Below are 19,637 nucleotides of genomic sequence, written 5' to 3'. Positions count from 1 at the left end.
TTGTCAGTATGCCCCGTGCGTATCCGGGTAACCCCGTGACACCGCCGGGCCGAACGTGCCCGCCTGCAGCGTGGCGCGGTCCGGGAGGTCGGCACCGGCGCGTGCGACCGTCAGCGCGGACGTCGTCGCCGCGACATCGAGTGCCGACGCGAGTGTGTCGAGCCCGATCCGGCGCAGGTGATCGCGCCGGTCGCCGCCCAGGAGGTCCAATTCCCAGAGTGTGTCGAGCAGACCGACCATGAAGGCGTCGCCGGCACCGACGGTGTCGACCACCTCGACCGGCTTGGCGGGCACCGCGGTGTCACCGGCCGCGCAGAACGCCGACGCCCCCTGACTGCCCTGCGTGACCGCCACTATCGCGGGGCCGCAGGCCAGCCAGCTGCGCGCCGTGTCCAGCGGCGCGCGACCGGGCACCAGCCAGCGCAGGTCCTCGTCGCTGACTTTGACGACGTCGGCGCGGGCAACCAGCTTGTCGATGCGTGCGCGCGCCAGGTCGCGGTCGGCGATCAACGACGGGCGCACATTGGGGTCGAAGGTGATGGTCGCCGACACCCGGTACGCGTCGAGCAGCGCGGCGACGGCCAAGCAGCCCGGCTCGCGCACGGCGGCGATGGATCCGGTGTGCACGAACAGCGGTGGCGCAACGGGCGGAGTGCCCGAGAGCCGCCAGTCCAGGTCGAACTCGTAGCTGGCCGAGCCGTCGGCGGCCACGGTGGCCATGGCGGTCGGTGTCCGCTCGGCGTCGGTGCTGCCCGGAACAAGATGTACGCCAGCAGATTTGAGATAGTCGGCGATCTGGCGGCCGTGGGCGTCGGTGCCAATGTGCGTGAGGAAGTCGACGCTGCGTCCCAGCCTGGCCAGGCCGGCCGCGACGTTCAACGGGCTACCGCCGACGTGCTCGGATCGTCCGCCGACAATATCGATCAGGGCTTCGCCGATAACCAGGCCACGCGCCATGTCCGACACGTTACGTTGAGACCCATGGGTACGGCGTCACGGCAGCAGGTCACGCTGACCAACGCGGAGAAGGTGCTGTATCCCGCGACCGGGACCACCAAGGCCGACATCTTCGACTACTACACCGGTATCGCCGAAGTGATGCTGCCGCATATCGCCGGCCGCCCGGCCACCCGCAAACGCTGGCCCAACGGTGTGGACCACGATTCGTTCTTCGAAAAGCAATTGGCCTCCTCGGCCCCGGACTGGCTGCCGCGCGCAAGTATCAGCCACCGCTCGGGTACCACGACCTACCCGATCATCGACAGCGTGGACGGGCTGGCGTGGATCGCGCAGCAGGCAGCCCTGGAAGTGCACGTGCCGCAGTGGCGATTCGTCGCGGAGTGGACCCGGGCCGGTGAAAGCCTCAAACCGGGCCCGGCGACCCGTCTGGTCTTCGACCTGGATCCGGGCGAAGGCGTAACGATGGCGCAACTGGCCGACGTGGCACGCGACGTGCGGGACCTGATCGCCGGCATCGGGTTGCGGACCTATCCGCTGACCAGCGGCAGCAAGGGCCTGCACCTGTACAGCCCGCTGGACGAGCCGGTGAGCAGCCGCGGCGCGAGTGTGCTGGCCAAACGTGTTGCGCAGCAACTGGAAAAGACGATGCCGAAGCTGGTCACCTCGACCATGACCAAGAGCCTGCGGGCGGGCAAGGTCTTCGTGGACTGGAGCCAGAACAACGGCGCCAAAACCACCATCGCGCCGTATTCGCTGCGCGGCCGCGAGCACCCCACCGTCGCGGCGCCACGCACGTGGGAGGAACTCGACGACCCGGAGCTGCGTCAGCTCAGCTATACCGAGGTGCTGGACCGGGTGGCCCGCGACGGCGATCTGCTCGCCGATCTCGACGTCGGCGCCCCGGTAGCGGATCGCTTGAGCAAGTACCGCAGCATGCGTGATGCGTCCAAGACTCCCGAGCCGGTGCCGCAGGCGAAACCCGCTACCGGGCAGGGCAATACATTTGTCATCCAGGAACACCACGCCCGCCGGCTGCACTACGATTTTCGTCTGGAACGTGACGGGGTGCTGGTGTCCTGGGCGATCCCGAAAAACCTGCCCGAGACCACGTCGGTGAACCACCTGGCCGTGCACACCGAAGACCATCCGCTGGAGTACGGCGGCTTCGAGGGGACCATTCCCAAGGGCGAGTACGGCGCCGGCAAGGTGATCATCTGGGATGCCGGCACCTACGAGGCCGAGAAGTTCCGCGACGGTCCGGAAAAGGGGTCGGAAAAGGGGTCGGAAAAAGGGGAGGTGATCGTCACGCTGCACGGCAGCCGAATCTCCGGACGGTACGCACTGATCCAGACCAACGGTGACCAATGGCTGGCGCACCGGATGAAAGACCAGAAGGTCTTCGACTTCGACGGGCTCGCTCCCATGCTCACCACCCACGGATCCGTCGCAGGCCTGAAGAAAGGCCAGTGGGCCTTCGAAGGCAAGTGGGACGGTTATCGGCTACTGGTCGACGCCGACCACGGTACCCTGGCGTTGCGCTCCCGCAGTGGTCGTGACGTCACCCAGGAGTTCCCCCAATTGCGCTCGGTGGCAGCCGATCTCGCCGACCATCATGTGGTGCTCGACGGTGAGGTGGTGGCTCTCGACGAGCATGGCGTGCCCAGCTTCCACCAGATGCAGAACCGGGTCCGTGCCACCCGCGTCGAGTTCTGGGCGTTCGACCTGCTCTACCTGGACGGCCGGTCGCTGTTGCGGGCCAAGTACTCCGACCGGCGGCGGCTGCTGGAAACCCTGGGCGAGGCAGGCAACCTTATCGTTCCCGAACTGTTGCCCGGTGATGGTGACGAGGCGCTGGAGTACTCGGCCAAGCACGGCTGGGAGGGGGTGGTCGCCAAGAAGCGGGACTCTACCTACCAACCCGGGCGGCGCTCCGCGTCCTGGATCAAAGACAAGCACTGGAACACCCAGGAAGTCGTCATCGGCGGCTGGCGGCAGGGGGAGGGCGGCCGCGGCGGCGGGATCGGTGCGCTGGTGGTGGGCATCCCCGGACCGGACGGTTTGCAGTTCGCCGGACGGGTCGGCACCGGGTTCACCGACCGCGACCTGGCGAACCTCAAAAAAACATTAGCGCCGCTGCACACCGACGAATCTCCGTTCAGCACAAAGCTTCCCGCCCGGGACGCCCGCGGAGTCACGTTCGTGCAGCCGACTCTGGTCGGTGAGGTGCGCTATAGCGAGTGGACTCCGGACAACAGGCTTCGCCAGCCCAGCTGGCGTGGGTTACGGCCCGACAAAAATCCGAATGAGGTGGTGCGCGAATGAAGTGGGTTACCTATCGCAGTCCCGAGGGTGAGCGGACCGGGGTGCTCTCTGGTAACGAGATTTACGCTGTCGGGCCGGGAACGACGCTGCTGGAGTTAGTCAGTCAGGGACCTGTCGGACTGCGGACGGCCGGTGAGGCGGCGCTGGCGTCGCCCGCAACGGTGGTGGCGCTCGCGGATGTCTCGCTGGCCGCGCCGATTCCGCGACCGCCGTCGGTCCGGGACAGCCTGTGCTTCCTGGACCATATGCGCAACTGCCAGGAGGCGACCGGCGCAGGCCGCGAGCTGGTTGACACCTGGTATCGCATCCCCGCGTTCTATTTCGCCTGCCCGGCAACCATATTGGGTCCGTACGACGACGCGCCGTCAGCGCCCGGCAGCGCCTGGCAGGACTTTGAACTGGAGATCGCCGCGGTCATCGGCGTGGAGGGCCGCGACTTGACGGTCGAGCAGGCGGAGCAGGCGATCATCGGCTACACGATCTTCAACGACTGGTCGGCGCGGGACCTGCAGATGCTGGAAGGACAGTTGCGGATCGGGCAGGCCAAGGGCAAGGACAGCGGCGTGACGCTGGGCCCGTACCTGGTCACCACTGACGAGCTGGCGGCCCATTTTCGGGACGGGAAACTCAGTCTCGACGTGCGGGCGCTGGTCAACGACAACGTGATCGGGACGGGGTCCACCGGGGCGATGGACTGGACCTTCGGCGAAGTCATCTCCTATGCCTCGCGCGGTGTCACCTTGCGGCCCGGCGACGTGATCGGCTCCGGTACCGTGCCCACCTGCACCCTCGTCGAGCACCTGACCAGGCCGGAGGCTTTCCCGGGTTGGCTGCGCGACGGCGACGTGGTGACGCTGCAGGTCGAAGGTCTGGGCGAGACCCGGCAGACCGTGCGCTTCACCCCGGCGCCGGTCCCGCTGGCGCCGCGGCCGCGTCCGTCGGCTGCGCCGGCGCTGCCCCGAGTCAACCCGGCACCGGCCAAGGTCCCCTACACCCGCGGGCTGCACGAGGTCGCCGACCGGGTCTGGGCGTGGACGCTCCCGGACGGTGGATTCGGTTGGAGCAACGCCGGTCTGGTGGCCGGCGATGGCGCATCGCTGTTGGTGGACACGTTGTTCGACCTGCCGCTGACGCGCGAGATGCTGGACGCCATGGTGCCCATCACCAATGGTGCACCGATCACCGACGCGGTGATCACCCACTCCAACGGCGACCATACCCACGGAAACCAGTTACTGGACGCCAACGTCCGGATCATCGCCGCGGCCGACACCGCCGAGGAGATCGCGCACGACGACACTGCCGATCAGCTGATCACCATCCAGGTGGCCGACCTAGGGCCGGTGACGACGCGTTTTGTGCGAGACCGGTTCGGCTACTTCGATTTTCGCGGTATATCGGTGCGCAATGCGGACAAGACTTTCGACCGGGAGCTGAGCATCGAGGTCGGAGGCCGGCGAGTCGATGTGCTGAACCTCGGTCCCGCACACACCGCGGCCGATTCGGTGGTCCACGTGCCCGATGCGGGGGTGCTGTTCGGTGGCGACCTGTTGTTCATCGGCTGCACGCCGATCGTGTGGAACGGCCCGATCGCCAACTGGATCGCGGCGTGCGACACGATGATCGCGTTAGACGCGCCCACGGTGGTGCCCGGCCACGGCCCGGTCACCGACCCTGACGGAATCCGCGCCGTACGTGACTATTTCGTCTACATCACCGAGCAGACCGACGCCCTGCACGCCAAGGGCCTGTCGTTCGCCGAGGCCATCGACGCCATCGACCTCGGTGAATACGCGTCCTGGCTGGACTCCGAGCGGGTGGTCGTCAACATGTACAAGCGCTACTGTGAGCTCGATCCCAATACGCCGGCGCAGGAGGTGCTGGGGTTGGTGGTGATGCAGGCCGAGTGGCTGGCGAAGCGGAGTGGATCATGACCGGCATGCTCGCGCAACCGCAGTGGATGACGGCCGCCGCGGCGGACGTGGCGGGTCTTGGAGCGTCTGTCAGCGAAGCTAACGCGATCGCCGCGAAACTGACCACAGGTGTTCCGGCCGCCGCGGCTGACGAGATATCTGAAGCTACGGCAAGGTTTTTCAATGCAATCGGCGACGAGTGTCAGAGCGTCATGCGGCACGCGGCGGCCTTCCATGCCCACTTCAGCCAGGCATTGGAAGCCGCCGTTGGCAGCTACGTGTCGGCGGAGCTGGCCAACGTCGCATCAGCAGCCGCAATTCCACCGTTCGTCTTTCCGGCCAACTACACGTCGGTGTACATCTCTGGCAGTGGGATACCGGTGCCCAGCGCGTCGTACATGGCCACCGTGTTCGCCAATTTCGTGCTGCCGAATTTCCCGGGCGGCAACGTCGTCAACGCGCTGGCCCTGTTCACCCCCGCAGGCCTGTACCCGCTGACCGGAACCACGGTCCTGACGCTCAACGATTCGATCACCCAGGGCGTTTCAATCCTGGACACCACGCTTTTCGGGACCGGACTGGGTCAGCTGGGCCTGATTCAGCCCGGCGGAAAGCCCGTTGTGGTGCAGGGTATTTCGCAGGGCGCGATCATCGCGTCGCTGGAAATGCAGAACCTGCTGGCGATGCCCACCCCGCCGACCGCCGCGCAGCTCGGCTTCGTGCTGCTCGGTGATCCGATGAATCCCAACGGCGGGCTGCTGGCCCGCTTCCCGAACTTGGCGCTGCCCAGCCTGGGGATGACGTTTTACGGCGCGACACCTGCCGACACACCCTGGCCGACGCACATCTACACGCTGGAATACGACGGCATCGCCGACTGGCCGCAATACCCGCTGAACTTTCTGTCCGATCTGAACGCCTTCGCGGGTCTGTACTACGTGCATCCCACGTATCCGAACCTGAATCCAGCTGCGCTGCCGGCGGGGTACAACATCGTGCAGCTGCCGACGTCTGCGGGATACACGGGCAACACCGCGTACTCGGTGATCACCATTCCGCATCTGCCGCTGCTGGAGCCACTGCGCGCAATGCCGTTGCTGGGCAACCCGATCGCGGACCTGATCGAACCGGACCTGCGAGTACTGGTCAATCTCGGCTACGGCGACGTAGCGCACGGCTACTCCACCGGCCCCGCCGACATTCGCACCCCGTTCGGGCTGTTCCCGCCGGTTGAGCCGCAGACGGTGTTCTCCGCGCTGAGCGCTGGAACCCAGCAGGGGATTAACGCCTTCGCCGGCGACCTGCAGGCGTTGGCGACCCAGCCGTTGCCCCCGTTGTCGCCGGCCACCTTTTTCTCCGACGTGGGTTCGCTGCTGAAGCCCTACACCGACTTCAATACCGCCTTCGCCAAGTTCCAGCCGACCGTGAACCTCGCGACCGGGCTGGTGGCGACCGTCCCGTCCTACGGCTTCGAGCTGTTCATGGACGGAATCGGCCAGGCGACCGGCGGCCAGCCCGTGCAGGGTCTGATCAACGCCATCGGCATGCCGATCGCCGCAACCGTCGGCCTGGGGGTGTTACTCACCGGGTTTGAAGCGCTGGTGCTCACCGGTGCCTGGTATCCGTCAGGCTGACGACGCCCGCACAAACCCGATCGATGCCGCCGGCCCACTGCGAGCCGCGTCCCCCAACGGCGCCAGCCCCGCGGCGCTGAACAGCTCGGCGAGGTCGGAGGTGATCGTGTTCCACCGGTTCGCCCACAGGTGCGCCGCCACGTCGGTGTGCTCGCCGGGGTAGGTCAGGCCGGCGATGTCCAGATCGAGGCCGAGCTCGCGCCACCGGTCGGTCATCAGCTGAGCCTGCTGCTGGTCGGCAGAAGACCGGCCGGCCACCTGCCCGTAGTCGGCCGCCAGCCAGCTGCCGGAATCACTGAGCGCAATGATGCTGTCCAGCAGCCGGACCTCGGCTTCCTGGGGCAGAAAGCCGATCAGCAGGCCTTCGGCGAGCCAGGCCGTAGGTTGTTCGGTGTCGTACCCCGCGGCCAACAGAGCCGCCGGCCATTCGTCCCGCAGATCGATCCCGACAGTGCGGTGGTCCACGTCGGCGCTGGCACCCAGTTTGCGCAGCGTCGAGGTCTTGAACTCGATGACCTCGGGCTGGTCGATCTCGAACACCCTGCTGCGGCCTGGCCAGGGCAACCGGTAGGGGCGGCAATCCAGGCCGGAGGCCATAATCACGAACTGTTGCACGCCCATGCTGCCGGCTTCGGCGAGATAGTCGTCGAAGAACTTGGCGCGGGCGGCGAACGTGTCGATCATCCGGGGGAAGCCGAGGTTGCCCGCGGCATCGACCGCGTCAAGCTCGCCGGCAGCGAGACGGCTGAACAACTCCACTCCGACGGCCCGCACCAGCGGCTCGGCGAACGGGTCATTGATCACTATCTGATGGCGTCTGCTCGCGGCCGCCCGGGCGGCCGCGACCATGGTGGCGGTGGCCCCCACACTGTTGGCCAGGTCCCAGCTGTCGTCGTCGGCGCGCGCCATGGACCTACCGTAAGCCCGGTACCTGGAAGTCCGCTGAAGTCGCTTACCGTTCGGGTATGGCACCCGAACCCGCAGTCACCCTGGAAACCCTCGAGGACAACATCGCCTGCATCACGCTCAACCGTCCGCGGCTGTTGAACGCCATCGACGGATCGCTGATCAAGGGCGTTGACGATGCACTGAACACGCTGGGCCGCGGCGACTTTCGGGTCGCGATCCTGACCGGGGCCGGCCGCGGGTTCTGTGCCGGAGCCGACTTGAGCGGCACCGGCGAGGCGTGGACCGACGTCAAACCGGCTACGCCGGCGTTCAAGGTGAGCTACGACGCCCAGGTGCGGCTGGCCGAGCTATTCGTCCGGATGTACGAGCTGCCGATCCCGGTGATCGCCGCGGTCAACGGGGTGGCCGTCGGGGGTGGGCTGGCGTTCGCGCTGCACTCCGACATCCGGATCGCCTCCGAGAATGCGCGATTCGGCTCGGTCTTCATCAAGGCGGGCTTCTCGTCGATGGACATGGGGACCAGTTATCTGCTGCCCAAGATCGTCGGCGCCGGTGTCGCACGCGAACTGATGCTGACCGGTCGCATCATCGACGCGGAGGAGGCCTACCGCATCAGGCTCGTCCACGAAGTGGTCTCACCCGACGACCTCATGGCCGCGGCACTGGCCAAGGCGCGCGAGATCGCGGCGAACAACGCCTTCGGCGTGTGGCAGACCAAGATCGGACTCAACGCCGCGCTGGATGCGCCCAGCCTGCGGCACGCCATCGAGATGGAGAACCGCACCCAGATCCTGACCGGCTTCACGAACAATCCCACCGAGGCCGCGAAGGCGCATCGCGAGAAGCGCGCACCCAGGTGGGATCCGCTGTGACAATTAGACTTTCGACATCACCTTGTCGGCGTACTTCTCCAGGTGCCCGATCTTGACGTCCAGCGGCTCGAGGTCGGGTCCCTTGATGTAGGGCCAGCGGAAGCCCACGATGACATCGGTGACGCCCTTGTCCTCGAGGCGCTTGATGCCGTCGACGGTGTAGGCGTCCGCGGAGATGACGTGAATCTCGAACGGACCGCTCTTGCCCGCCTCTTCCCGAAACTGTTTGACGCGGGCGATAAGTCGGTCCAGCTCTGCCGGGTCGCTGCCCCCGCCGTGCATCCAGCCGTCGAGGCGGGCCGCCCTCCGCAGCGCGGCGTCGGCGTGTCCGCCCACCAGAATCGGGATCGGCTGCGACGGTGCCGGGCTCATCTTGGTCTTGGGGATGTCGTAGAACTCGCCGTGGAATTCGAAATAGTCGCCGGTGGTCAGACCTTGAACGATCTCGATGCATTCGTCGATCCGCTTGCCCCGCTTGGCAAAAGGCAAACCCATCAGCTCGTAGTCCTCCGGCCACGGGCTGGTGCCGACGCCCAGCCCCACGCGGTTGCCGATCAGCGCGGCCAGTGAGCCGGCTTGCTTGGCCGTCAGTGCCGGGTGCCGCACCGGCAGCTTGAGCACAAAGAAATTGAACCGCAGCGTCGTAGTCACCGCACCCAAAGCCGCTGTCAGGACGAAAGTTTCGATCATCTCCTTGCCGTCGAGGAACTCGCGGTTACCGTCGGGGGTGTACGGGTACTTCGAGTCGGATTCGTAGGGGTAGGCGAGACTGTCGGCGATCGTCATGCTCTGGTAGCCGGCCGCCTCGGCAGCCTTGGCCAGCGGGATGTAGAAGGAGGGGTCGGTCATCGACTCGGCGTAGCTGAACCGCACGTCATGTCTGCTTTCGTCGAAGGGACGCGTCCCCCGACAGTAGAACGTGGGTGCCTAGAGCTGGTTCTCCGGCCCGATCACGGCCCACACCGTCTTGCCCGACGAGGTCGGCGTGCTGCCCCAGGCCCGCGACAACGCCTCGACGATGGCCAGCCCCGAGACGTCGATGCCCTTCGACGGCGAGGACAACCGCAGCGCCGGCGCGCCGCTGGCGTCGGAGACGGCGATCGTCGCGGTCTGGCCTTCGCACTCGATGCGCATCACGGGGTCGCTGCCGGTGTGTTCCAGCACGTTTTCGATGAAGACGTTGACTACAACGAGGGCTACCGGGATCAGGCCAGGCTTGGACCACGTCGTGAGCCACTCGCGGACCAACTGGCGCGACTCGCGGAGACTGGTCAGGTTCGCGGGCAGCTTCGCCTGGGAATGCTGAAGCTTGCGGCGACCGAGTTTGGCGACGCCTTTGATCGCCCCTTTCTCGGTCGGGTAGACGGGCATAAAGCGGGCGACGCCGCTGCGGGTGATCGCCTCGCGGGTTGCGCGGTTCGTCGAGACGAGGACGATCGGCACGTCTGGGCGGGTGTTCAACTGCCAGCGCGCGCTCACGAACGCCGACCACGCGGCTTCGTCGGGCACCTGGAGCGCGCTGACGTCGACGATGACAGCAGCGGGCACATCGAGGGTGGCCTTGGTGATGGTGTCGCGCAGTTCCGCGGAGTTTCCGGCGTCCAGCACGCCTTCGGCGGTCAGCAACACCACCGAATCCTCGGTTCGCGATGCCAGGGCCAGCGAGCTGGAGGACTTGGCGACGGCACTCATCGGGATGCCAGTCCGATCGTGTTGTCCGGTTCCATGTCCAGCTCCTCGAACCTCTGCCCCGTCGCCCAATGCCGCAAGAAGCTCCATCTTCGGCCAAGCGCACCATTTTGCGAAAGTGCGGTACTTCCCGCGTCGCCGCTTTGCCGCCCGCCGCAGCACGCATCACAGGCGGGGGTACCCACTACACGCGCGCGGTCAACCTCAAATCAGATCAAGCCTAATGGCACCCAGAGCCGAGCAGGTGCAGGAATTGTGTCTGGTCAGCCGTGGCGGGCGTAGGGAGGCGCCCCGACTCCGGCGACCGAATGCGTGCCCCAGGGTGTCCGCTCGACGATGCGGGCGGGCGCGCTGTGCTGTCCCACCGAGAGCGTGCCGACCCGCTCGCGGGAGAGTTCCGCGACGTCGAAGACGGTCCCTTGCCAGTGGTAATTACCGTCGAGCGGGTCGAGGTGGCCGACCAGTCGCACGTGTACCGGATGGCGGGTGCCGCCGATTTCGAGTGTCGCCTCGCCGTCGTAGGTGTCCTCGTAATCCGGCGCGTGGGATGACAGGTCGAATGCCGACGCCGCTGGTGGCGGCGGAGGGGGCGCGAGTTGGGCGCGTTCGTTGTACACCTGCTGGCTGCTGTGGCGCACCTCGATGCGGCGACTGCCGGTGCGGTGCATCATCGCCACGCATTGCGCGATGTAGCGCGCCTGGACGCCCACGTCGGGGCCGGCCATGAAGAAGTAATTGGGAAAACCGCGCACAGCCACGCCGTAGAACGGCTCCATGCCCGCGGTCCATGCCTGCTGCAGGGTCAGGCCACCGGCGCCGGCCAGCGGCGGGTCGTTTGCGACCGAGAAGCCGGTGCCGTAGATGATGACGTCGACGGGGTGCTCTACGCCGTCAATGGTGCGGATGCCGGTGGCGGTGATCGCTTCGATGGACGGCGCCACCGGGGGCCCGCTACGGGTGTGGCGCAGTAACCGGCGTCTGGCGCGGGTCGGCCAGTGCTCGATCTCGATGGTCACTCGCCGCGGCGCGTGCGGGAAAACGGTTACCGAACTCGCTGATTCGCGGAGGCGGCCCAGGTGGTGGCCGGCGAACGAGTCGGTCCCGACGACAGCGATGCGTTTGCCGGCCGGATGGAAGTTGTTGTCCCACTGTGCCGCATGAAACGATTCACCGCGAAAGTCACTGCACCCGGCGAGGTTTGGTATCCACGGGGCGACGGGTGCCGGCTGCGCGGCCACCACCACCCGGGTGCGGATGACGTCGTGGTCGGTGTGCAACGCCCAGCTGTCGGTGTCCTCGTCGAACGCCGCACGCCGCACGTCGTCGCGTATCTCGATGCCGGCGATGCCGGACGCCTGCAAGGCGTTCTGCACGCCGCGGGCGCGTGTTCCCGCGCCGACGATGACCACCGGATGCGTCACAGAAACCTGCTGCGCTTCCAGCCCCGGCGGGCAATCCGCCCCATCAGCCCCACTTCGGTGAGAAATGCTGCAAGAGGCGCAAATCCGGCGACCTGGATCTCCCGGCGGTGCTCGCTGGTGCGAGCGGCGCGCCGGGCCCGCATCGGGTCCAGCCCGGTGCGGGCGTAGGGGACCGGGTTGCTGAACAGGTAGTTGAAGAAGTATCCGCCGAGTCCGTTGATGTTGGCCATGAACCAGCGGTTGAGGCGCGGCATCTCGGCGACACGCTTGCGTGCGCCGTCCCGCGCAAACTGGATGTGGCGGGCTTCTTCGGTGACGTGAATTCGCATGAGCCGCTGGATGATCGGCTGCAATTCCGGGTCATCCATCATTTGCCGCTGCAGCGAGTCGAAGATCTCCTCACCGATCAGCGCGGCCACCCACAGCATCGACCCGCGCTGAAACGCCAGCGGCAGGGTGTTGATGACGTAGCGGTGAAAGCGTTTCGGCTGCACGGGTTTTGCGCCGATCCGTTCGATCGCTTTGCCGAACATGACCATGTGCCGGGTTTCGTCGCCGAGTTCGGTCAGCTTGTAGTGCGTCGACCGGCTGGTGGGATCCTCGTGCAGGATGGTGCGCAATAGCGACTGGTTGAGCATGTTCTCGAACCAGATGCCGGCCGAGAGCGTGTTGACCAGCTCCTGGCGGGACAATTCGATCTGCTGCTCGCGAGTCATCTCGTCCCACATCGCGGTGCCGTAGAGCGACACCAGCCGCGGCGGCAGGAAGAATTTGTCCGGGTCCAGGGGGGCGTCCCAGTCGATGTCGACGACGGGTTCGTAGGACTTCTTCACCGAGCCCTTGAGCAGCCGCTCGGAGAACTCTTCACGACTGGGCCCGCTCGGGCGCACCGCAGTGGTCATCGTTGACCGTCCCTTCGCTCGCGTAGCTCCAACGTTAGGCAGATCACACCGCTTAGTCAATACCCTTGGTACCGGGTACCGGTGGTCCCAGGTAGAAATTGCACCGTCTCAATTAGCTTGGGCGCCATGACTCGTCACATCCACGTCATCGGCGTCGGTGCCGGCGATCCCGACTATGTGACCGTCCAGGCGATCAACGCGCTCAACGACACGCAGGTGTTCTTCGCGATGGACAAGGGCGAGGCGAAGAGTGACCTCGTCGCGTTGCGGCAGCAGATCTGTGCGCGGTTCATCCGCGAGCCGGGCTACAGGTTCGTCGAATTGGCCGATCCCCAGCGCGCCGTCGGCGGCGACTACCGGCAGGCGGTGTCCGACTGGCATGCCGCGCGCGCCCGGGTCTGGGCAGACGCGATCGCGGCCGAACTGCCGCCAGCCGGCGTGGGTGCCTTCCTGGCCTGGGGTGATCCGTCGCTCTACGACAGCACGCTGCGGATCCTGGACGCGGTGGCCGCCGAGGTCGACTTCACCTACGACGTCATCCCCGGCATCACCGCGATACAGGCCTTGACCGCCCGCCACCGGATTCCGCTCAACGACATCGGGGCGCCGGTGCTCATCACCACGGGCCGTCGTCTGCGTGCCGGCGGGCTGGCCGGTGCGACCGTGGTGATGCTCGATGGCGACTGCTCATTTCAGACCTGTGCACCGGAGACCGAGATCTGGTGGGGCGCGTACCTTGGCACCCCCGACGAACTTCTGCTGGCGGGAACCGTCGGGGCCGTGGGGGCCGAGATCGCGGCACTGCGTGGGCAGGCCAGAGCGCGGCACGGCTGGATCATGGACACCTACCTGCTGCGCCCGGGCGGCGGGCCGGATCCGGCGGCATTCTTGGCAAGGCCGGAACCCCCGGCATAACGCTCCAACGTCGGATTCTGGGCGACTTCTCATAAAAGAACGTGCGCTCCGGGTACCGATTCCCGCGCTACGATTCGTTTCCACGTGCTAAACACGTGATAGCTACGTCACAACGCATCGGTCGGGAAGAGGTTGCTGCATGTCCTATGTGTTCGCCACGCCGGAGTGGGTAGCCGCGGCGGCCACGGATTTGGCGAGCATCGGGTCCACGATCAACGCGGCCAGCGCCGCAGCGGCCATGCCCACGTCGGCGGTGATGGCGGCAGGAGCTGACGATGTCTCGGCGCTGATCGCGGCGCTGTTCGGTGCACACGCCCAGGCATATCAGCAGCTCAGCGCACAGGCGGCGATGTTTCACGAGCAGTTCGTCCAGCTGATGACCTCCGGCGCCAATCTGTACGCGGGCGCCGAAGCGGCCAACGCGACGCCGATGCAGAGCGGCGGGACCACCGTATCCAGCGAGCCGGCCGTGATGGCGGCCGCGCAGGCGGCGAGCGCCGGAAACGCCAATCGCGTCAATGCCGCCGTGGCCGCCGCCCGTGGTGGTGCTTCGGTGTTCGGCACCCGCGCTGCCACCGCCCTGGCACCGGCGGCATCGGCAGGACTGTTCGGCGGTGGCGGTAGCGGCGCCGTGGGCGCGCTGGGCGGTCAGCCAGCTGTGGCGCCGGCGTGTGACGTCGCGGCTGCGGACGCCGGCTCCCCGCAAGCGTTTGCCCCGGGCTTCTTCGGCGGGGGCGCCGCCCTCGGTGCTGCCAACGTTCAGGCCGCCGGTCAGCCCGCCAAGGGCGGCAATGACGCGCATCCGGTCGCGCACGTTCATCACAGCGAAGCTGCCGTCGTCGCCGAGAGCGACCGGGTCGGCTGGCTCCATGGCGACGGTGCTCCCCTGTCCGCCCGGCCGCTCGAAAGCGCCGACAGCGTCTTCGCGCCCGTCGCACGTGATGCCGGCCCCGGACTGTTCGGCCACAGCGGCGCCGGCGCCGGCGGCGTGCTGGGTATCGCTGCACCCGCCTAGGCCCGATTTTCGGGCCCCGAGTTCGGGCCCAGAGTTCGGCCGATTCCGGGTCGACCGCCCGCTCACGGCGGTAGCATCCGCTTCCACGTGAAGTTCGGCTGACGTCTGATCGGGAAGAGGCTGCCGCATGTCCTTCGTGTACGCGTCGACGGGATGGGTCGCTGCGGCGGCGACGGAGCTGGCAGGCATCGGTTCGTCGATCAACGAGGCAAGTGCTGCCGCGGCGGCGCCGACGTCGGCGGTGCTGGCCGCCGGCGCCGATGAGGTGTCGGCGGCAGTGGCGGCCATGTTCGGCCTGCACGCGCAGGCCTATCAGGCGCTGAGCGCACAGGCCGCGTCGTTTCATCAGCAATTCGTGCAGTTGCTGAACGCGGGCGCCGGCGCATACGCGAGCGCGGAGGCGGCCAACGCGGCACCGATCCAGCAGGCGCTGAACCTCATCAACGCACCGACAGAGGCGATCTTGGGTCGGCCGCTGATCGGCAACGGTGCCGACGGGGTCGACGGAACCGGCGGCAATGGTGGGGCCGGTGGTCTGCTGGTCGGCAACGGCGGCCGGGGCGGTTCCGGCGCGGCCGGTCAGAACGGCGGAAGCGGTGGTGCGGCAGGGCTTTTCGGTAACGGTGGGGCTGGCGGGGCGGGTGGCGCCGGTGTGCCGGGTTCGTCTGTGGCGACCGGCGTCGGTGGTGCGGCCGGCAATGGTGGTGCCGGCGGAGCCGGGGGCTGGCTGTTCGGTGCGGGCGGTGCCGGCGGGGCCGGCGGGGTGGGCGGCGCGGCCGGTTACCTCGGCGATGCGGGCCGGGCCGGCGGCGCGGGTGGTGCGGGCGGTATCGGCGGACATGGCGGCCTTCTCGGCGGACCCGGTGGAGCCGGTGGATTCGGCGGCGATGGCGGAACGGCTACCAGTGGCCAGAGCGCATCCGCCGTCGGCGGCACCGGTGGCGGTGGAGGTGTGGGTGGCCGCGGCGGAGACGCTGGGTTCTTCTTCGGCGACGGTGGGGCCGGCGGCAACAGTGGTTCGGGGGGCGTCGGCACACCTGGCACGACTCCTTCGAACGGTGCCAACGGTGGCGCCAGCGCGTTGGCTGGGGCTGGTGGCAACGCAGGGCTGATCGGGAGTGGCGGTCACGGCGGCGCCGGCGGAGGCGGCGGCGCAGGCGCGTCAGCGCACTTCCGCGGCGGCAACGGTGGCGACGGCGGCATGGGTGGCGGGGGTGGAATCGGCGGATGGCTGCATGGGGCAGGCGGGGCCGGTGGAGCAGGCGGGTCGGCAAGTGGAGGCGGCTCGTCGTCGGGCGCTCCTGGCACGATTGGTGGTAACGGCGGCGCCGGTGGCGCCGGCGGCGTGGGCCAGAGCGGCGGATTCCTGAGCGGTTCTGGCGGCGCCGGGGGCGCCGGAGGTGACGGTGGTGGCGCTGGAACCGGGGCCTTCCAAGGCAAGGGCGGCCCCGGCGGTGAAGGGGGCGCTGGGGGCTCGGCACAGCTGTTCGGCAACGGCGGCGCCGGGGCCAGCGGCGGTACCAACGGACAAAACTTGACCGTCTCGACTAACAACGGCGGGGCCGGCGGCAACGGCGGCCTGTTCTTCGGCAACGGCGGCGCCGGTGGCAACGGCGGCGGTGGTGGCAACGCCAGCAACGGCGGCGCCGGCGGCAACGCGGTCCTGATCGGCAACGGCGGCGACGGCGGTGTCGGGATCGGCACCGGCAAAGGTGGCCCGGGAGGGACCGGCGGGAAGCTGTTCGGCCAGCCCGGAGCGGCCGGCCCGCCCTGAGGGGTTTGATTACGGCTCAATCGGATTACGGCCGAAAGCCACGAAATGTGATCTTGATCGCACTATCGTGGGTGCTACCGCCCCGGGGGGAACGGCGCGGTGGGCCGAGGGGGTTGGGCAGTGTCGTTCGTTATCGCATCGCCGGAGTTCGTGACCGCAGCCGCGTCGGATCTTGCCAGTCTCGGGTCCACAATCAGCCAGGCGAATCTCGCCGCCGCCTTCCCAACGTCAGCCGTCGTGGCCGCCGGTGGCGACGAGGTGTCAGCCCTGATCGCCGGCTTGTTCGCCGGTCATGCCCAGGCATATCAAGCGCTGAGCGCCCAGGCGGCGCTGTTCCATGAGCAGTTCGTTGCCCTGATGAGCGGGGGCGCCGCGCAGTACGCGGGCGCCGAAGCGTCGAACGCACTGCAGACCGCCGCGCAGCAAGCCCTCGGCGTGATCAACGCACCGACCCAGGCACTGCTCAATCGGCCGCTGATCGGCGACGGCGCGAACGGCGCGACTCCCGGTGCGAGCGGACAGGACGGCGGCCTGCTGTGGGGCAACGGCGGGAACGGCGCGGCAGGGGCTGCCGGCGTGGCCGGCGGTAACGGCGGGTCGGCCGGATTGTTCGGCAACGGCGGTGCCGGCGGGGCCGGCGGGGCCGGAGCCAACGGCGCGGCCGGAGTCGCGGGCCAGGCCGGCGGCAACGGTGGTGTCGGCGGGGCCGGTGGCTGGATCTGGGGCCACGGCGGGGCGGGTGGCACGGGCGGCCTGGGCGGAAGTGCGGGTGTCATTACCAGCGGCACCGGCGCAGCGGGCGCCAACGGCGGCACCGGCGGCAATGGCGGGGCCGGCGGCCGGGGTGGCTTCCTGTTCGGTGACGGCGGCAGCGGCGCGGCCGGTGGCACCGGCGGACAGGCCACGGGGACCACCAGCAACAGCCCGTCGTCGACCCCCGGCACCAGCGGCAGCGGCGGAATCGGCGGCAACGGCGGTCACGCCGGCTGGCTGACAGGCAACGGGGGCGACGGCGGAGACAGCGGGAACGGCGGCGGGATGGTCGGTGGCGGTCCGCAGGTCTTCCTGGGTGCCAACGGCGGATCGGCCGGTCTGACTGCCGGCGCGGGCGGCGACGCCGGACTGTTCGGTAGGGGCGGTGCCGGCGGTAACGGCGGGCTGGGCGGATTCGGCGGCAGTGCCCGGTACTACGACGGCGGCGACGGCGGTGCCGGCGGCTTCGGGGGTGTGGGTGGCCGCGGCGGATATTTCCTCGGCGACGGTGGCGCCGGCGGCTTCGGGGGCGACGGCGGACGGGGCGGGAACATGGGTGTCGCCGCGCTATCCAATGCCGCGGGTGACGGTGGCGCGGCCGGGTCGGGCGGCGCTGGTGGCGCCGCAGGACTGACCGGCAACGGCGGAGCCGGCGGTAACGGCGGCTATGGGGGGCCGGCGGGTCAGGGGACAGGTCTGCCGACCCCGCTGGCCGGCGTCAACGGCAACGGCGGCGCCGGCGGGAACGCCACTCTGTATGGCAACGGCGGCGACGGCGGCGACGGTTTGGTGGCCGGCAGCGGCGGCGCCAAGGGCCTGATCTCCGGAACGCCCGGGACGCCGGGCGCCGCTCTGTAACCGCACGTCCGGCAGACTGGACTCGTGCCCGAACTCCCCGAGATCGAAGCGCTGGCCGACCACCTGCGCCGGCACGCCGTCGGTCTGACGGTCGGCCGTGTCGACGTCGCCGCGCTGTCAGTGCTCAAGACGTTCGATCCGCCACTCACCGCCCTGCACGGGCAGACCGTCCTGGGCGCCGGGCGGTGGGGTAAATACCTCGGTCTGCAGGCGGGCGACCTGTGGCTGATCACGCACCTGTCGCGCGCGGGCTGGTTGCGCTGGTCGGACAAGCTTGCCGCGGCGCCGCTGCGGCCGGGCAAGGGGCCGATCGCGCTGCGCGTGCACCTGGGCACTCCCGGCGAGGCGCCGGGCTTCGACCTCACCGAGGCCGGCACTCAGAAGCGCCTGGCGGTGTGGCTGGTTCGCGACCCGCAACAGGTGCCGCAGATCGCCTCGCTCGGGCCGGACGCCCTGGAACTCGGCCCCGATGACCTGGCCCGGATACTGGCCGGCAACACCGGCCGGATCAAAACCGTCATCACCGACCAGAAGGTCATCGCCGGAATCGGCAACGCCTACAGCGACGAGATCTTGCACGTTGCGCGTCTGTCGCCGTTCGCCACCGCCGCCAAACTGTCCGCCGAACAGCTCACCACCCTGCATGACGCGATGATCTCCGTCCTCACCGACGCCGTGAGCCGATCCGTCGGCCAGGGCGCCGCCATGCTCAAGGGCGAGAAGCGCTCGGGGCTGCGGGTGCATGCCCGCACCGGCCTGCCCTGCCCGGTGTGTGGCGACACGGTGCGTGAAGTGTCTTTCGCGGACAAGTCTTTTCAGTACTGCCCGACATGCCAGACCGGCGGAAAGGTGCTGGCCGACCGGCGCATGTCCCGGCTGCTCAAGTGATCGATATGCTGCCTGAGTGACCCGCCAGAAAATCCTCATCACCGGAGCCAGTTCCGGCCTGGGCGCCGGCATGGCCCGCGCGTTCGCTGCCAAGGGCCGTGACCTGGCACTGTGCGCCCGCCGCACCGACCGCCTGGACGAGCTTAAAGACGAACTGTCGCAACAGTATCCGTCGATCAAGATCGCGGTGGCGCAGCTCGACGTCAACGACCACGACCAGGTGCCGAAAGTGTTCGCCGAGCTGAGCGACGAACTGGGCGGGATCGACCGCATCATCGTCAACGCCGGTATCGGCAAGGGGGCTCGCCTGGGCTCTGGCAAGTTGTGGGCGAATAAGGCGACCCTGGAAACCAATCTGATCGCGGCACTGGTCCAGATCGAAACCGCGCTGGAGATGTTCAACAAGCGCGGTTCGGGCCACCTGGTGCTCATCTCGTCGGTGCTTGGCAACAAGGGTGTCCCCGGCGTCAAAGCCGCCTACGCCGCAAGCAAAGCCGGACTCAGCTCACTGGGTGAATCGCTGCGTGCCGAGTACGCCAAAGGTCCGATCAAGGTCTCCGTGATGGAGCCGGGCTACATCGAGTCGGAGATGACGGCGAAGTCCGGCACCACAATGCTGATGGTGGACAACGAAACCGGCGTCCGCAAGCTCGTCGCCGCCATCGAAAGTGAGCCTGGCCGGGCCGCCGTCCCGTGGTGGCCGTGGGCGCCGCTAGTTCAGCTGATGCGAGTGCTACCGCCGCCGCTGACCAAGCGCTTCGCCTAGATCTCTCCTGCTCGGGTGTGAATTTCACGACGCTCCACCGGCGTGT

The 19,637-nt window shown here is 68.2% G+C and carries 16 protein-coding genes and 1 pseudogene; 11 read left to right on the top strand and 6 right to left on the bottom strand.

What is annotated here, in order from left to right:
* Positions 1 to 3: 3 nt before the first annotated feature.
* Entirely contained in the window at positions 4 to 957 is a 954-nt protein-coding gene (locus tag QXK92_RS24650; RefSeq protein WP_306245943.1) for a carbohydrate kinase, read from the bottom strand.
* Positions 958 to 981: 24 nt separating this feature from the next.
* On the opposite strand from QXK92_RS24650, the gene QXK92_RS24645 reads away from it, so the two are divergent.
* The 3 genes from QXK92_RS24645 to QXK92_RS24635 are packed head-to-tail and all read left to right on the top strand — an operon-like array spanning position 982 to position 6,829.
* Positions 982 to 3,282, top strand: coding sequence for an ATP-dependent DNA ligase (locus tag QXK92_RS24645; RefSeq protein WP_306245941.1), 2,301 nt, complete (start codon positions 982 to 984; stop codon positions 3,280 to 3,282).
* Positions 3,279 to 5,216 carry a fumarylacetoacetate hydrolase family protein gene (locus tag QXK92_RS24640; protein WP_306245939.1) on the top strand — a complete coding sequence of 646 codons (1,938 nt, stop codon included), beginning with the start codon at positions 3,279 to 3,281 and terminating at the stop codon, positions 5,214 to 5,216. The genes QXK92_RS24645 and QXK92_RS24640 overlap by 4 nt, the downstream gene beginning before the upstream one ends.
* Positions 5,213 to 6,829: a PE-PPE domain-containing protein gene (locus QXK92_RS24635; protein ID WP_306245937.1), complete on the top strand. Its 1,617-nt coding sequence runs from the start codon at positions 5,213 to 5,215 to the stop codon at positions 6,827 to 6,829. The genes QXK92_RS24640 and QXK92_RS24635 overlap by 4 nt, the downstream gene beginning before the upstream one ends.
* On the opposite strand, the gene QXK92_RS24630 is transcribed toward QXK92_RS24635, so the two are convergent.
* A complete protein-coding gene (locus QXK92_RS24630) occupies positions 6,821 to 7,738 on the bottom strand; it encodes a class I SAM-dependent methyltransferase (RefSeq protein WP_306245934.1) in 918 nt (305 codons plus the stop codon). The two genes, QXK92_RS24635 and QXK92_RS24630, sit on opposite strands and share 9 nt — an antisense overlap.
* 56 nt (positions 7,739 to 7,794) lie before the next feature.
* Between QXK92_RS24630 and QXK92_RS24625 the strand changes: the two genes are divergently transcribed.
* Complete coding sequence (locus tag QXK92_RS24625; protein ID WP_306245932.1) at positions 7,795 to 8,610, top strand: enoyl-CoA hydratase/isomerase family protein; 816 nt, start codon at positions 7,795 to 7,797, stop codon at positions 8,608 to 8,610.
* Between the two features lie 3 nt (positions 8,611 to 8,613).
* Here QXK92_RS24625 and QXK92_RS24620 read toward each other — a convergent pair whose 3' ends face one another.
* The 4 genes from QXK92_RS24620 to QXK92_RS24605 all read right to left on the bottom strand — a co-directional run bounded on the left by QXK92_RS24620 (position 8,614) and on the right by QXK92_RS24605 (position 12,622).
* A complete protein-coding gene (locus QXK92_RS24620) occupies positions 8,614 to 9,483 on the bottom strand; it encodes a TIGR03619 family F420-dependent LLM class oxidoreductase (protein WP_306245930.1) in 870 nt (289 codons plus the stop codon).
* 54 nt (positions 9,484 to 9,537) lie between these two features.
* Positions 9,538 to 10,302: an STAS domain-containing protein gene (locus QXK92_RS24615; protein ID WP_306245928.1), complete on the bottom strand. Its 765-nt coding sequence runs from the start codon at positions 10,300 to 10,302 to the stop codon at positions 9,538 to 9,540.
* A 260-nt stretch (positions 10,303 to 10,562) separates the two neighbouring features.
* Positions 10,563 to 11,504: a DUF4873 domain-containing protein gene (locus tag QXK92_RS24610; RefSeq protein WP_306246480.1), complete on the bottom strand. Its 942-nt coding sequence runs from the start codon at positions 11,502 to 11,504 to the stop codon at positions 10,563 to 10,565.
* A gap of 212 nt (positions 11,505 to 11,716) precedes the next feature.
* Complete coding sequence (locus tag QXK92_RS24605; RefSeq protein ID WP_306245926.1) at positions 11,717 to 12,622, bottom strand: diiron oxygenase; 906 nt, start codon at positions 12,620 to 12,622, stop codon at positions 11,717 to 11,719.
* A gap of 126 nt (positions 12,623 to 12,748) precedes the next feature.
* Between QXK92_RS24605 and cobF the strand changes: the two genes are divergently transcribed.
* The 7 genes and pseudogenes from cobF to QXK92_RS24570 all read left to right on the top strand — a co-directional run bounded on the left by cobF (position 12,749) and on the right by QXK92_RS24570 (position 19,591).
* On the top strand, positions 12,749 to 13,537 hold the full coding sequence (gene cobF, locus QXK92_RS24600; RefSeq protein WP_306245924.1) for a precorrin-6A synthase (deacetylating): 789 nt from the start codon (positions 12,749 to 12,751) through the stop codon (positions 13,535 to 13,537).
* Positions 13,538 to 13,676: 139 nt separating this feature from the next.
* The gene (locus tag QXK92_RS24595) at positions 13,677 to 14,552 is read left to right on the top strand and encodes a PE family protein (protein ID WP_306245923.1); all 876 of its coding nucleotides are present in this window, start codon (positions 13,677 to 13,679) and stop codon (positions 14,550 to 14,552) included.
* A gap of 127 nt (positions 14,553 to 14,679) precedes the next feature.
* Entirely contained in the window at positions 14,680 to 16,326 is a 1,647-nt protein-coding gene (locus QXK92_RS24590; RefSeq protein ID WP_306245921.1) for a PE family protein, read from the top strand.
* Between the two features lie 120 nt (positions 16,327 to 16,446).
* Positions 16,447 to 17,937 (top strand): PE family protein, encoded by a 1,491-nt coding sequence (locus QXK92_RS24585; protein WP_306245919.1) that lies wholly within the window; start codon positions 16,447 to 16,449, stop codon positions 17,935 to 17,937.
* Positions 17,938 to 17,961: 24 nt separating this feature from the next.
* Positions 17,962 to 18,204 (top strand): annotated as a pseudogene (locus QXK92_RS24580) (DNA-formamidopyrimidine glycosylase family protein); the annotation flags it as partial.
* Positions 18,205 to 18,357: 153 nt separating this feature from the next.
* On the top strand, positions 18,358 to 18,825 hold the full coding sequence (locus tag QXK92_RS24575) for a zinc finger domain-containing protein (RefSeq protein WP_306246478.1): 468 nt from the start codon (positions 18,358 to 18,360) through the stop codon (positions 18,823 to 18,825).
* Positions 18,826 to 18,841: 16 nt separating this feature from the next.
* A complete protein-coding gene (locus QXK92_RS24570; RefSeq protein ID WP_306245917.1) occupies positions 18,842 to 19,591 on the top strand; it encodes an SDR family oxidoreductase in 750 nt (249 codons plus the stop codon).
* Positions 19,592 to 19,637 lie beyond the last annotated feature (46 nt).

Origin of the sequence: Mycobacterium sp. TY815, from assembly GCF_030755135.1 — a bacterium.
Lineage (GTDB): Bacteria > Actinomycetota > Actinomycetes > Mycobacteriales > Mycobacteriaceae > Mycobacterium.
This window is presented reverse-complemented; position numbering and strand designations above follow the sequence as displayed.